The sequence below is a fragment of the Comamonas fluminis genome (genome assembly GCF_019186805.1).
Taxonomy (GTDB): domain Bacteria; phylum Pseudomonadota; class Gammaproteobacteria; order Burkholderiales; family Burkholderiaceae_C; genus Comamonas; species Comamonas fluminis.
The window spans coordinates 1,634,281-1,648,782 of sequence record NZ_CP066783.1 but is presented as its reverse complement, the minus strand read 5'-3'; the positions used below and the strand labels follow the sequence as shown (position 1 = coordinate 1,648,782).

Sequence of the window (14,502 nt, the reverse complement as noted above, 5' to 3'; positions counted from 1 at the left end):
AACGGGGTCAGTATCCATCGTCTTGTGGCCCGCCCATCTGGCGGTCCAATGCTTGGCGAATCAGCCCCATCACATAGGGCAGCTCGTTCAGGCTGCTCAGGCCCACTTCCACATCACCATTGCCCCAGCGGCCAATATTGGAGATATCGCGACACAGGCCGCGTGGGTCGTCCAGCTCGGCAACCCCAATGTTGAGCACCAGTAGCAGGCGCTTGGCTTTCGGCACCACATCGACAAAGTTGGTCTCTGCCTTGTAGGCTACGTAAAGCTTTAAAAACTCTTCGGTGACGTTGGGGTTGAGTGCCTGTACCGCTTTGCGCAGCGCCTCAAACACGGGCTTCATGGCCCCCGTTTCCAGGTGCGGGTGGTCAGCGATGCTGTATGTTTGCCCTGTTTGAGCAGGCGTGGCTCGGTAAGCGTCAAGCACGCTATTGTCCAACGCTGGTACTTTCCATACTTTGGCGGCGTCAGTGGCCAAACGTTCGGCGCGGGCTTTGATGGCCGATTCATCCCACTGCGGGACAGTGCCCAAGCCCAGGTTTAGCTTGAGCGGGCTGCTGGCAAAGCCAATGGAGTTGCCATCCTTGTCGGTGACTTGATCGCGCTTGTAAGCGAAGGAGTGGTCGCTGTATTCGCTGTTGTAGCCGGTGAGCGTGAGGTTGCCCAGGGTGTGCAGCCATTCCTCCTGGATGCGTTGCCAGTCAGGCCCCAGCTCCTGCTGCCATTCCGAGGAAAGGTCTTCGTTTTGCGGCAGGATGTGCTCGATGGTGTAGTCCTCCACGACAACACGCTCTTTGCGGCCATGATTTTCCAAACGGCGCAGCCAGTAGCTGCGGCTGCGGAAGTTGTAGAGGTCGCGCAGCTTGATTTCACGCTGAAACTCTTCGTCTTTGGGAAAGCGGCGGTATGAGGGCAGTAGCAGCAGCGCAGCTTGCACACTTTCCAGGTAGCGGTCTTTTTTGAGGCTGCGGCTCAGGCCCGCAAAGGTTTTGTTCAGTGAGTTGGTGGGGATGGCGCAGATGGCGCGGCGAAAGACATAGCTTTCCACTAGACGCACGATCTGCAAGGCTTCATCGCTGCTCAAACGGCCATGCTTGTAGTCGTGGTACACGTCCAGCAAGAAGGGATAGGCCACATCCACTTTCAATTCCCGCAGATCATGGAAGGCTTGCTTCAAGCCCGCATCTGTCTCTGTGCCCAAAGCCATAGCGCAGTAGTACAGGGCGTAGGCGTGGATATCGGCTACCAGGTCGCGTGTGCGTGTGTTGGTGTCGGGTTGCTTTTGGGCAAAGGCTTTGAACGCAAGGTACACATCACGCACGTTGGGAATTTCGCCCGTCTTGGTGGTGAGGTAGTGGCGCATGAAAGCGTCAAAGTGCACCACATAGGCCGCCTGGCCAAATGCCTTTTCCATGGGCCGCCAGTAGGTGTTGTAGAGCTCCGTCTGCAGCTTGGGCTCCAGCCCCATCAAGATGTAGTTGCGGATGAGGTCGGCCTGGCTGAGCTCCAGCCCCGTGGAGTTCATGCTCTCAAAGATCAACTGGGGGTTGTCTTGTGAGCGGTCCAAGGCCACATCCACAATGACCAATTTAGCCAGCCCTTGGCAGATGGCTTCCAGCTCATGCTGGTGCTCTTCAATCAGGTTTTGGAACAGCGCGTAGTTTTCGGTGATACGTGTGCTGGCCTGCGCTGGCATGGGAGTGTCCTGCAGCAGGGCCAGCAAGGTATCTTTGTCTGTTTCCGACAAGATGAGCTTGTAGTGGCGGTCGCCATCCTCATCAGGGTTTAGCAAGTAGTAGTTGCGTAGCTTTTTGAAGGAAAAAGCATCCAGCAACTCAGCCACATTGTGAGTTTTGAAGTGTTGGGCCAGCGCTGCAATCAACAAGGTGCTGGTGGTCAAGCGCTGTTGACCATCGATCACCAACAAAGCCTCTTCGGTCGTAACTGTGGACAAGCCGCGTTCTACATAGACGATAGAGCCAATGAAATGCGCATTGACTTTGTCGTCGCGTCCAGCCCGCATCAAGTCTGCCCACAACTGGCGGCATTGCTCTTCTGTCCAGGAGTAATTGCGCTGATAGATAGGAATGACAAATTGCGGGGACTTGCGCAAGAATTTGAGCAAATTGGCTTCGGTCGCTTTCATTTTTTCCCTCAAAGGTTTTGAGCTGCTTGCTGGCGCTGGGCCAACAGGGCTTTGATTTCTAAATTGGCGGCCACTTGCCGGGCCAGTTGTTTTTCTTTGGCTGCAGCGGCTCGTGCTGCAGCAATGCGTGTGTCCAGATCTCTGCAGGCGTTCAGTGCTGCTCGGCGCTGCTCGGCATGCTGTGGGCTGTGGCTAGGGATGAATTGCCCTATCAGCTCCACCGCCTGCCAAGCAGACAAAGTGTCGATCCAGCCTTGGTACAGGGCTTGAAGGTGTTGGGTAGGCTGCTTATCCAATGCCATGGCTTGCAAAAATGCCTCTGCCGCAGCACCTACACCAAGGGCAGTGATGGTGGGTGCATCGTCCAGCACGGTCTTATCCAATTCGCGCTGTGCCTTGCGAATGTGTGCCATGGAAGCGAGCAATTGCCCGCCGCTATCCAGAACGAGCAAGGTGGGATAAGGGATGGCGCGGTGAACCAGCTCGGCTACGCGTTTGATACTGGTGCTAATGGTGACAGGACACGCTGATTGCTGGGCAGTAACTGCAACGTGGGGAGCTGGATCAGAGCGAAGTTGGGCAACGAGTACGGCCACTTCCAGGTAGTTGCGCTGTTCATCTTCATATGCCGCGACACCGACATTGCCGGGCTTGAGCGCGGCATACCAGGTGAGTTCTTCAATGTGGTCTTGCACCAGCTTGCGGTCAGCGACAGTGGCCGCCCCGCTTTCAGCCAGCATTTTTTTGGGAATGCGCTTTTGCACCAATGCAGTTGCAGGAACAGCAAGTGCCGCCAGTAATTGTTGGACTTGCAGACTGTGCGTACTCATGCGGCTTGAGCTTCCTGAGTCTCATGTTCATTGGGTAAGACGATCAGGTAGGCAACCACTTCAAAGTCATTAGCCCCTGCGAATTCCCCCTGCATGGCGTGAGTGCCACCCGGTGAGAACAAGCTGGCCACGGCTCTTTCTTCGGATTTACCCACAATGGATGCCACGGCAGCAGCAAGCAGTTTTTGTGCATGCTGCATGTCTTGGCCATGGCGGGTGGCGTGGTCAAATCGTGCGTAGGCCGTGGCATCGGGCAGGTCACGACCTACGCTCAAGCGTTTGAGTCGGTCTAAAAAGCGTTTGGCTTGGGTGTAAGGCAGCAGCACCGCGCCATCATCACCCACATGCACCAAGTAGTGAGGGGCCAGGGGGTAGCTAGCATCCACCATTTTTTGCGCTGCAGCGCCTTCAGCGCGCAGGCAAAACAGAATACCCGGTGGAATATCGGCATCAATGCTGGTGGTGACGGCAAAGCAGCCCAAGGGCATACCTTCCAGCTTGTTAGGGTGTTCACGTGCGTATTCGGCCAGATTGATGCGGAAGTCCGTCAGCGTCAGGTCGGTGATGGCGACGCCGCTGGAGAGGTCTTCCAGGTCAATGACGGTTTCTTGCAGTTTGAGCAGTTGGTTGCGGCGATATTCCAGATCATTCATCTGGTTGCCAGATTGCTCTTCAATGATGTTTTCTTCACCTGTGGCGGAAATGTCCAGCAGCACCATGCGACCGCTAACCCGTTGCTCCAGGTTGATGTATTCCTCCAGTTCCATGTTGGGCCAGAAGTTCACCAACTGAATGCTGCCATTGGTGGAGCCAATGCGGTCAATGCGCCCGAACCGCTGAATGATTCGCACTGGGTTCCAGTGGATGTCGTAGTTGATCAGCCAGTCACAGTCTTGCAGGTTTTGGCCTTCGCTGATGCAGTCGGTGGCAATGAGCAAGTCCAACTCGCCTTCGTGTACCAGCGCCTCGGGCCGCTCTTTAGAGCGTGGGGAAAATGCAGTCAAGATACTGCTCAGGTCACGACGCAGTTCTGGCAATGTAGTTTGGTTGCGTCCTGCACCTGTCACCAATGCCGACTCGATACCCAGCGCTGACTTAGCCCAGGTAGCAAGGTGCTTATACAGGTAGTTGGCCGTATCGGCAAAGGCAGTGAATACGATCACTTTGCGATTGCCGGGGTTGATCGGCTGCTGGCACTTTTGAGCGATCAGTTCGCGCAGTTTTTGCAGTTTGTCATCGCGGGTGGCACTGACTTGCTCTGCTGCAGCGTACAAGGTAGCCAAGCGGTTGCGGTCTTCAATCAAGTCTTGCTGCCAGCGCAGCAGATCTACATCGGTCAGCAGAACCTTGACTTTGCGACCGACCAAGAGGGACTCAAAAGCTGGGTCGTCAATGTCCACATCGGCGATGTCGAGCTCTTCAATTTCTTCCTGGTGAGCTTCAATGCGCGCCAGCATGCTTTCCACATCGCGCAGTTGGCGTTGCACGGTCAAGGCAAACGAGGACACCGCGCTTTCCATGCGCTTGAGCACGTTGACACGCAGCAGGTGAATCAGGCTTTCTTCACGGTCTGCTTGACGGAAAAAGCTTTCACCGCCACGAATTTGGGTGCTGTACTTTTGGTCATAGGCTTCTTGCTTGTGCGGCAGCACATAGCGCAGGGGCGCATACGCAGAGAGGTTGAGCCGCCGAATTTCCAAATTGATGTCGCGGATGGAGCGAAATTCGCCTGCACGGTCAACATCGGCTTTGATGTTGATAGGAGGCAATCGGTCAGGGAATCGGCCAGTTTCTGCTGTGCCGTAATACTTTTCAATATGGCGGCGCGAACGTGCGATGGTCAGGTGATCCAGCAAGGCAAAGTAATCAAAGCCCAGCATTTCCACCAGCAACGCTGGTGATTTCTCTTCTGCAGGCAGATCTAACCAGCGGTTAAAGGCTTTCTGGGCACGACGTGTGGTGCTATCGATGCTAGCGATGCCATGGTCAAAAAGTGCGGTGTCATTACCCTCAGTGACAAAAGCAATCTGATTGCGCAGGTCTGCCAAGCGATTGTTCACAGGCGTGGCTGACAGCATCAGCACCCGCGTTTTGACGCCTTCGCGGATGATCTTACGCATCAGCTTGTCATAGCGCGTCTCCCGCCCCATATTCGCAGCTTTGTTGCGAAAGTTGTGAGATTCATCGATCACAACCAGGTCGTAGTTGCCCCAGTTGACGTGCGCCAGGTCAATGTCGCCGGAGCTGCCTTTGTCTCGGGTGAGGTCTGTGTGATTGAGAACGTCGTAGTTGAATCGATCAGGTGCAAGGACGTTGCGTTGATCGTTGGCCTTATAGAGCGTCCAGTTGTCGCGCAAGCGTTTGGGGCACAGCACTAGCACGCGATCGTTGCGTAGTTCGTGGTATTTGATGACAGCCAGGGCTTCAAAGGTTTTACCTAAGCCAACGCTATCAGCAATGATGCAGCCACCAAAGCGTTGCAGCTTCTCAATGGCACCTACAACGCCATCTCTTTGAAACTTATAGAGTTTGTTCCAAACAACGGTATTGCGTATGCCTGTGGCTGATTTGACTATCTTTTCCTCGTCCAGCTCTTCTTTGGCAAACAGCTGGTTAAGTATCAACGCATACACACTGGCTGCATCACGATGACTGGCAAGCTCTTTGACAGCAGAAAGCAGCAAGCTTTTGGCTCCGGGATGCTCTTCAAGCTGCGCCCATTGTTGATCAAACCACTGACTGAGCATCGCGGCTTCTGCCGCATTTTCAGATGCCTGAATCAGGCTCAATGGATTGCCAGAAGTGACGCCTAGACCTTCAGAGCTAAAGCCAAAGGACCCTAAAGCGGTTTGCTGCGCCAGGCTGCTTGTGTCACGCAAGACAATCGTCCCTTGAGGCACAGCTTCTTTGGCTTGCCGAACGTCTGCTTTGGCCTCTAACCACTGCATCAACTTGCGGGCCAGCCAATACACCTGAAGTTTGTTGCGTGAAGCCCGGTCGCTAGCGGAACCCAATAATCCAAGGTGGTCTGTCTGGAAGTATGGAAGAAGAGTGCTACTTTGCTTGGGGGGTGGGATGACGATGCGTGCTTTCTCCAGCACGGATAACTCGGTGAGCAGTTCAGCAAAAGCAAACAAGGAGAACGTGCCTGAGACCATGTCCAGCTTGTGTCCACGCCCTAATCCAGGACGCATCAGGTCCAGAACTCGGTCAGAACCGGCATTGCTGATGAACTTCATTGTTCTCCATCCCCCCGATGATCAGTTTCTTATGATCTGATTATCAAACAGAGGGACAGAGAAAACGGCTGTCTTGCTCAACATTGATCAAGAAGCACATACCAATGCACGGATGCATCCAGACGTCAACCTACACGCTGATGCAACGTAACCACATTGGCCTCACCATTACGCAGTCGATCAAGGTAGTCAGCCCACTGCTGAACCTGGTCAAAACGCTTTGCCAAGTACTTGGTGCGGTTGTAGCTCCGCCCATTCGCATCCTTTACAGCATGCGCCAGATTGGCCTCAATCGCCAGCGGATCAAGGTCCAGTTGGTCAACTAACATGGTTCTGGCTGTAGCCCGAAAACCATGCCAGCTTTGTTCATCACCAAACCCGAGGCTATACAAGGCTGTGCGAACAGAGTTATCTGACATAGGCCGGTCATGATCTCGCTGACCAGGAAAAACATAACGGCCACGTCCACTGAGAGGCTTCAACTCACGAAGCATCGCCACCGCCTGTTTGGGCAACGGCACAACATGCGGCTCACCGTTTTCCTTCTCTTGCACAGAACGCTTCATTTTTGCGCTAGGAATCGTCCACAGCTGCCCATCCAAATCAAGCTCTTCCCACTCCATCATCCGCAGATTGGCTGGGCGCTGATAAAGCAACGGCGCCAGCAAAAGTGCCGTTCGCACGAATGGGCCGCCTTTATAGGCATACATTGCCCTCAAAAGTTCACCAAAGCGCTCTGGCTCCACGATCGCAGGGAAATTGCTTCCACGATAGGGGGTCAGCCGCGCCTTCAAACCCTCTGTAATGTCACGCTGAGTGTTGCTGGCCGTTGGAAGCCAATAACGCCAGACCTGCCGAGCTAGCATCAAAGCACGGTCTGCAGTCTCAATCGCACCACGCTCCTCCACCTTTTGAAGCACCGCCAAAAGCTCCATGGGCTGAATCTGTGACATTTCCCTATCACCAATCCAGGGGAACAAGTCACGCTCCAACTGCCGAAGTGTGCGCTCTGCATGCCCTGGACTCCAGCGAGTAACCTGCCGCCCATGCCATTCCAAAGCCACTGATTTGAAAGAATTGTCAAACCCAGTCGGATTGACCAGCTTTTCAACCTTGCGTGCTTTAGCAGGATCAACGCCTTCAGATTTTTGCAGCCGAGCAATGTCTCGCGCTTTGCGCGCAGCTGACAAGCTTACCTGCGGGTAACTTCCCAGCGCCAAACGACCTTCTTTGCCATCTTTACGGTACTTCCAGAACCACCGCCGTGATCCTGCAGGACTGACCTCCAAGTACAGCCCTCCAGAATCAGAAAAACGCTCTCTCTTAGCACCGGGGGAACAAGTGGCATTTCTGCACTGAGCATCGGTCAACATGGGGGAACAAACCTCTCAAAAATCACCTTTCCCAGAGGGAGGCGGGGGAACAATGGGAGTAAATCTACCATTTCAATCGTCTGTTCCCCCATCTGTTCCCCCTGGCGTCGTTGGCAGAAGTGGAATCTCTTTAGACTCAGTTACACGCTAAGTCATTGATTTTCAAAAAGAAAAAGGGATTCAATGAACTTCATTGAACCCCTTTGGATAGGTAAATGGTGGAGCTGGGGGGAATTGAACCCCCGTCCGCAAGCCTTCGTCGGACAGATCTACATGTTTAGTGCTCTGTTTTGAATCTCACCACCCAAGCCGCGCAGGCACACGCTTCTTGGATAGCCAGCTTCCTTAAATCTCGCCAAATACCAAGAAGCCCGGTATTCAGCCAGCTAATGTAAATTCCCTTGCAGCCGGGAGGTATTTCTACCCCCTTGCCCAGCCCACTAGCGTGCTGTTGCAAGGCTCACCGGATTAAGCGGCGAGTGCGAAACGTTCGTCGTTTGCAGTTAGTTTTTTGAATGGAGATTTACAAGCGTCACTCAAGCTTGACATGCACCGCGCCGATCCCGAACCCACGTCGAAACCAGGACAGCCCCTTACTCGTTATTTTAGCCTCTTCCCAGCAGTTTCAAGAGCTCAATTGGAGAATTGATGTGCGCATCGGCACCCCAATGACTTGTATCAGCCTTTTGCCCCAGATATCCGTAGCACGCCGCAACGGTTTTCATGCCTGCGGCGCGGCCCGCCTGGATGTCTCGCTCATCGTCACCGACGTAAATACAGCTTTGCGGATCGATTTTCATGCGCCTTGCAGCCTCGAACAATGGCTCCGGATGCGGCTTGGCATGAGGCGTGGTGTCGCCACTGACCACGGCTGCCGCCGAAGAAAACAAGGGCATCTGACGCGTCAATGGATCGGTAAAGCGCATGGATTTATTGGTGACAACACCCCAACCCAGCTGCGCAGCCTCCAGAGACTGAATCATTTGCGCAACACCATCGAACGCATAAGTGCGCTCCGTCATGCATTTTTCGTAGTTGCGAAAAAATTCTTCTCGCATATCCGCAAAGCCTTCAGACTCTGGCGTCATGCCAAAAGCGATGCCCAGCATGCCTCGCGCACCAGCACCGGCCATATGCCGGTAGGCCGCCAGCGGCAGCGACGGCATGCCGCGATCCACTCGCATCTTGTCAGCAGCGGCCCCTAAATCCGGGGCACTGTCGATCAGCGTGCCATCCAGATCGAACAGCACTGCCTGTACATGGTTCCACATGGCGATTACTCCTGGGGGCGACGGGTGGCCAGCATGTAGTTGACCGACGTGTCATTGCTGAGCCAGTAGCGCCCGGTGACGGGGTTGTGCTCCAGCCCTTTGCTGCCTTGAACGTCCAGATTAGCTTCTCGCGCAAAGCGCGCCAACTCGCTGGGGCGCAGCAACTTGGCGTACTCATGGGTTCCCTTGGGAATCATCTTGAGCACATATTCAGCAGCCACAATGGCCAGACCAAAAGCCTTGGCATTGCGATTGATTGTCGAAAAAAAGACCCAACCACCGGGCTTTACCAGCGTGGCGCAGGCCCGGACGATGGAAGCGGGATCGGGCACATGCTCCAGCATCTCCATGCAAGTCACCACATCAAAGGATGCGGGCTGCTCTTCGGCCAGTTGCTCCACGCTGACTTCGTGATACTGAATATTGGGCGTTCCCGTCTCCAGGGCATGCAGTTGAGCGACTCGCAAAGCCTTGGTCGCCAGGTCCACGCCCATGACATCGGCACCTTTGCGCGCCATGGAGTCTGCCAGGATGCCGCCGCCACAGCCCACATCCAGTACGCGGCGCCCTTGCAGGGGTGCCTGTGCATCTATCCACTCCAGGCGCAAGGGGTTGATTTGATGCAGCGGCTTGAATTCACTCTCGGGATCCCACCAGCGGTGGGCCAGACTGGAAAACTTCTCCAGCTCTGCTGGGTCGGCATTGATCGTGTTGGTCATGACTGCCATTGTCGGCGATTACGCATGTGGATCAGACATAAAAAAAGCCCCGTTACCGGGGCTTTCTTGGGTAGCAATCGAAAGATTACTGAGCAGCCTTGGTGCCCACAACTTCGATTTCCACGCGACGGTTTTGAGCGCGGCCAGCAGCAGTCTTGTTGTCTGCCACGGGTTGCTTCTCGCCCTTACCTTCGGTGTAAACACGGCTCTTTTCGATGCCCTTGGACACCAAGTAAGCCTTCACAGCTTCAGCGCGACGCACGGACAGCTTCTGGTTGTAAGCGTCAGCGCCCACGGAGTCAGTGTGACCCACGGCGATGATAACTTCCAGGTTGATGTCCTTGATCTTGCCGGTCAGGTCGTCCAGCTTAGCCTTACCAGCGGGCTTCAGCACCGACTTGTCGAAGTCGAAGAAAGCGTCAGCAGAGTAAGTGACCTTGGAAGCCACTGCAGGAGCAGGAGCAGCAGGAGCGGGAGCCACAACAGCAGGAGCGGGAGCAGCAGTCTGGGCCTTCAGAGCACCGTCGCAATCAACAGCGGCAGTAGCAGGAGTCCAGTTGGCATCGCGCCAGCACAGTTCGTTAGTGCCGTTCTTCCACACCAGCTCGCTGGTGCCGTTTTGCCAGTTGTCGATGACGTTGCCGCCGTTTGCAGCCTTAACTTGTGCGCCAGCGGCCGTCACGAGGGCAGCAGAGGCAAACAACATCGCCACTTTGTTCAGTTTCTTCATGGTTCTCCTCTTGGGGAAAAAGCCGCAGCAAGGCTGCGAATCTGTGGACGTCATTAGTGACCATCACCAAAAACGTTGAAACGATTGTGCCATACGTAACATGCAAGAGTGTTGTCAACTAGGCACCAACAAGTAGGACAGCTGCGTAATTCCTGAGTTATGTTGCTCTGCTGCCACACGCCATTCGACCTAAAATGGTTGTTTTCCAGCCGTCAAAGTATCACTAGACATGACCCAGTTTGCTAAAGAAACTCTGCCCATCAGCCTTGAAGAGGAGATGCGTCGCAGTTATCTCGATTACGCCATGAGCGTGATCGTGGGCCGGGCGCTTCCTGATGCGCGTGATGGCCTCAAGCCCGTGCACCGCCGCGTTCTGTACGCGATGCATGAACTCAATAACGACTGGAACCGCCCCTATAAGAAGTCGGCGCGTATCGTCGGTGACGTGATTGGTAAATACCACCCTCACGGCGACATCGCGGTCTACGACACCATCGTTCGCATGGCGCAGGACTTCTCGCTGCGCCACATGCTGGTGGATGGCCAGGGCAACTTCGGCTCGGTGGACGGCGACAGCGCCGCTGCCATGCGTTATACGGAAATCCGCCTCTCGAAGATTGCCCACGAAATGCTGGGTGATATCGACAAGGAGACCGTGGACTTCGGCCCTAACTATGACGGCTCCGAGAGCGAGCCGCTGGTGCTGCCAAGCCGCCTGCCCAATCTGCTGGTGAACGGCTCCTCCGGTATTGCCGTGGGTATGGCCACGAATATTCCACCCCACAACCTCAATGAGGTGGTGGACGCCTGCCTGCATTTGCTGCAGAACCCCGAAGCCAGCATTGATGATCTGATGGAGATCATTCCTGCGCCTGACTTCCCCACCGCCGGCATCATCTACGGCATCAATGGCGTCAAGGAAGGCTATCGCACGGGTCGTGGCCGTGTGGTGATGCGTGCCAAGTGCCACTTCGAGGACATCGACAAGGGCCAGCGCCAGTCCATCATCGTGGATGAGCTGCCCTACCAGGTCAACAAGAAGACCCTGCAGGAGCGCATGGCCGAGCTGGTGCACGAGAAGAAGATCGAAGGCATCAGCCACATTCAGGACGAGTCGGATAAGTCCGGCATGCGCCTGGTGATCGAATTGAAGCGCGGCGAAGTGCCCGAAGTGGTGCTCAACAACCTGTACAAGCTGACGCAGTTGCAGGACACCTTCGGCATGAACATGGTGGCGCTGGTCAACGGCCAGCCCAAGCTGTGCAATCTGAAGGATCTGATCCAGGTCTTCCTGGAGCACCGCCGCGAAGTGGTGACGCGCCGCACGGTGTTCGAGCTGCGCAAGGCGCGCGACCGCGGCCATGTGCTGGAAGGCCTGGCCGTTGCACTGGCCAATATCGACGACTTCATTGCCATCATCCGCAACGCCCCCACCCCCCCCGTGGCCAAGGCCGCGCTGATGGAAAAGAGCTGGGACAGCAAGCTGGTGCGCGAGATGCTGACCCGCACCCGCACCGATGGCGGCGTGGTCAATGCCGACGACTACCGCCCTGAAGGTCTGGAAGTCGAATTCGGCATGCAGAGCAGCGGCCTGTACCGCCTGTCTGAAACCCAGGCTCAGGAAATTCTGCAGATGCGTCTGCAGCGCCTGACCGGTCTGGAACAGGACAAGATCGTCGCCGAGTACAAGGACATCATGTCGGTCATCGAAGACCTGCTGGATATCCTGGCCAAGCCCGAGCGCGTCTCCATCATCATTGGCGAAGAGCTAAACACCGTGAAGGCCGAATTCGGCCAGACCAAGAAGGGCGAGCGCCGCTCCACCGTCGAGTACAGCGCGCAAGACCTGTCCACCGAAGACCTGATCACACCCACCGACATGGTGGTGACGCTCAGCCACACCGGCTACATCAAGAGCCAGCCTTTGAGCGAATACCGTGCACAGAAGCGCGGCGGACGCGGCAAGCAGGCCACCGCCACCAAGGAAGACGACTGGATCGACCAGCTCTTCATCGCCAACACGCACGACTATCTGCTGTGCTTCTCCAACCGTGGCCGCATGTACTGGCTCAAGGTCTGGGAAGTGCCATCGGGCTCACGCGGCTCGCGCGGTCGCCCCATCGTCAACATGTTCCCGCTGCAGGAAGGCGAAAAGATCAACGTGGTGCTGCCGCTGACCGGCGAAAACCGCAGCTTCCCCGAAGATCACTTCGTCTTCATGGCCACCAGCATGGGCACCGTCAAGAAGACGGCGCTGACCGAGTTCAGCAACCCCCGCAAGGCCGGCATCATTGCCGTGGGCCTGGACGATGGCGACTACCTGATTGGTGCTGCGCTGACCGATGGCAAGCATGACGTGATGCTGTTCAGCGACGGCGGCAAGGCCGTGCGCTTTGACGAAAACGATGTGCGCCCCATGGGCCGCAATGCCCGCGGCGTGCGCGGCATGAACATCGATGAAACGCAGAACGTGATTGCCATGCTGGTGGCCGAAGCCGATGACGGCACGGGCAACGTGGTTGCGGGCTCGCAAAGCGTGCTGACCGCCACCGAAAACGGCTACGGCAAGCGCACGGCGATTGCCGAATACACCCGCCATGGCCGTGGCACCAAGGGCATGATTGCGATCCAGCAGTCCGAGCGCAACGGCAAGGTGGTTGCGGCCACGCTGGTGGCGCCGGAAGACGAGATCATGCTGATTACCGACACCGGCGTGCTGGTGCGTACCCGCGTTGCGGAAATCCGCGAACTGGGCCGCGCCACACAAGGCGTGACGCTGATCAATCTGGACGAAGGCGCCAAGCTCATCGGCCTGCAGCGCATTGTGGAAAACGATGCGAATGATGCCGGTGGCGAAAACGCCGAAGGTGCTGAAGGCGAAGAGGGCAATGTGGCTGGCAGCGATGCAGCCGAAGGCTCTGCCGAGTCTGGCGACGCATCCTGAGTCCTTGTGACCAGTCGCCACGGGTGTGCTTAAGCATGCCCGTGGCGCAATGTTTTTGATAGCTGAGAGCGCAATCTACACAAGCGCTTTCACATGTTTTGAGCGTAAATCTGATGAACCGCCCTTTTAACTTCTCCGCCGGCCCCGCCGCCATTCCTGAAGAAGTGCTGCAAACCGCAGCCGCCGAAATGCTGGACTGGCACGGCTCCGGCATGGGTGTGATGGAAATGAGCCATCGCGGCAAGGAGTTCATCAGCATTTATGAAGCAGCCGAAGCCGATCTGCGCGAGCTGCTGGCCGTGCCTGCCAACTTCAAGATTCTGTTCATGCAAGGCGGTGGCATTGCCGAAAATGCCATCGTGCCCCTGAACCTGTCGCGCGCTGGCGTGGCCGATTTTGTGGTGACTGGCAGCTGGAGCCAGAAGTCGGCCAAGGAAGCCGCCAAGTACGCCAGCGAAGCCCATGTGGCCGCCACCGCCAAGGACAGCGACTACACCACGATTCCCGCCGCCAGCAGCTGGAATCTGAGCCGCGGCGCCAGCTACGTGCATATCTGCAGCAACGAGACCATTCACGGCGTGGAGTTTCATGAGCTGCCTGACCTGAAGGCACTGGGCTCGGACGCACCTCTGGTCATCGACTTTTCCTCGCACGTCGCTTCGCGCAGCATCGACTGGAGCCGCGTAGGCCTGGCCTTTGGCGGCGCGCAAAAGAACATCGGCCCTGCGGGCCTGACCATCGTCATCGTGCGCGAAGATCTGCTGGGCCACGCCCTGCCCATCTGCCCCAGCGCCTTTGATTACAAGACCGTGGCCGACAACGGCAGCATGTACAACACGCCCCCCACCTGGGGCATTTACATGGCAGGCCTGACCTTCAAATGGCTCAAGCAGCAAAAGGAAGGCAACCTGACCGGCGTGGCCGCCATGGAAGCGCGCAATATCGCCAAGGCCAAGCTGTTCTATGACTATGTGGACCAGTCGCGCTTTTACGTGAACAAGGTGGCTGAGAACTGCCGCTCGCGCATGAATATCCCCTTCTTCCTGCGTGACGAATCGCGCAACGATGCCTTCCTGGCGGGCGCCAAGGAAGCCGGCCTGCTGCAGCTCAAGGGCCACAAGTCCGTGGGCGGTATGCGCGCCAGCATCTACAACGCCATGCCGATTGAAGGCGTGCAGGCACTGGTGTCCTATATGCAGGACTTCGAGCAGCGCCAGGCCTGAGCCCGCCACGCAAGACACACGCACTGA

The 14,502-nt window shown here is 56.4% G+C and carries 9 protein-coding genes and 1 other RNA gene; 2 read left to right on the top strand and 8 right to left on the bottom strand.

Translation table 11 applies throughout. The features are described 5' to 3' along the window. Positions 1-7 precede the first annotated feature (7 nt). The 8 genes from JDW18_RS07915 to ompA form a co-directional block, all read right to left on the bottom strand. The gene (locus tag JDW18_RS07915) at positions 8-2,146 is read right to left on the bottom strand and encodes a GmrSD restriction endonuclease domain-containing protein (protein ID WP_218243111.1); all 2,139 of its coding nucleotides are present in this window, start codon (positions 2,144-2,146) and stop codon (positions 8-10) included. Between the two features lie 8 nt (positions 2,147-2,154). Beyond that, positions 2,155-2,976 (bottom strand): DUF4391 domain-containing protein, encoded by an 822-nt coding sequence (locus JDW18_RS07910; protein ID WP_218243110.1) that lies wholly within the window; start codon positions 2,974-2,976, stop codon positions 2,155-2,157. Beyond that, positions 2,973-6,215: a helicase-related protein gene (locus tag JDW18_RS07905; protein ID WP_218243109.1), complete on the bottom strand. Its 3,243-nt coding sequence runs from the start codon at positions 6,213-6,215 to the stop codon at positions 2,973-2,975. Before JDW18_RS07905 ends, JDW18_RS07910 begins: the two co-directional genes overlap by 4 nt. A 125-nt stretch (positions 6,216-6,340) precedes the next feature. Continuing rightward, the gene (locus JDW18_RS07900; protein WP_218243108.1) at positions 6,341-7,588 is read right to left on the bottom strand and encodes a tyrosine-type recombinase/integrase; all 1,248 of its coding nucleotides are present in this window, start codon (positions 7,586-7,588) and stop codon (positions 6,341-6,343) included. A gap of 216 nt (positions 7,589-7,804) precedes the next feature. Next, positions 7,805-8,181: a transfer-messenger RNA gene (gene ssrA, locus JDW18_RS07895) on the bottom strand. A gap of 12 nt (positions 8,182-8,193) precedes the next feature. Continuing rightward, positions 8,194-8,859 (bottom strand): phosphoglycolate phosphatase, encoded by a 666-nt coding sequence (gene gph / locus JDW18_RS07890; RefSeq protein ID WP_218243107.1) that lies wholly within the window; start codon positions 8,857-8,859, stop codon positions 8,194-8,196. A gap of 5 nt (positions 8,860-8,864) precedes the next feature. Continuing rightward, on the bottom strand, positions 8,865-9,578 hold the full coding sequence (gene ubiG / locus JDW18_RS07885; RefSeq protein ID WP_218243106.1) for a bifunctional 2-polyprenyl-6-hydroxyphenol methylase/3-demethylubiquinol 3-O-methyltransferase UbiG: 714 nt from the start codon (positions 9,576-9,578) through the stop codon (positions 8,865-8,867). 85 nt (positions 9,579-9,663) lie between these two features. Then, entirely contained in the window at positions 9,664-10,308 is a 645-nt protein-coding gene (gene ompA / locus JDW18_RS07880) for an outer membrane protein OmpA (protein ID WP_218243105.1), read from the bottom strand. A gap of 229 nt (positions 10,309-10,537) precedes the next feature. Here ompA and gyrA point away from each other — a divergent pair, with 229 nt between their 5' ends. Beyond that, entirely contained in the window at positions 10,538-13,252 is a 2,715-nt protein-coding gene (gene gyrA, locus JDW18_RS07875; RefSeq protein WP_218243104.1) for a DNA gyrase subunit A, read from the top strand. A 113-nt stretch (positions 13,253-13,365) separates the two neighbouring features. Continuing rightward, positions 13,366-14,475: a 3-phosphoserine/phosphohydroxythreonine transaminase gene (gene serC / locus JDW18_RS07870; RefSeq protein WP_218243103.1), complete on the top strand. Its 1,110-nt coding sequence runs from the start codon at positions 13,366-13,368 to the stop codon at positions 14,473-14,475. Positions 14,476-14,502 lie beyond the last annotated feature (27 nt).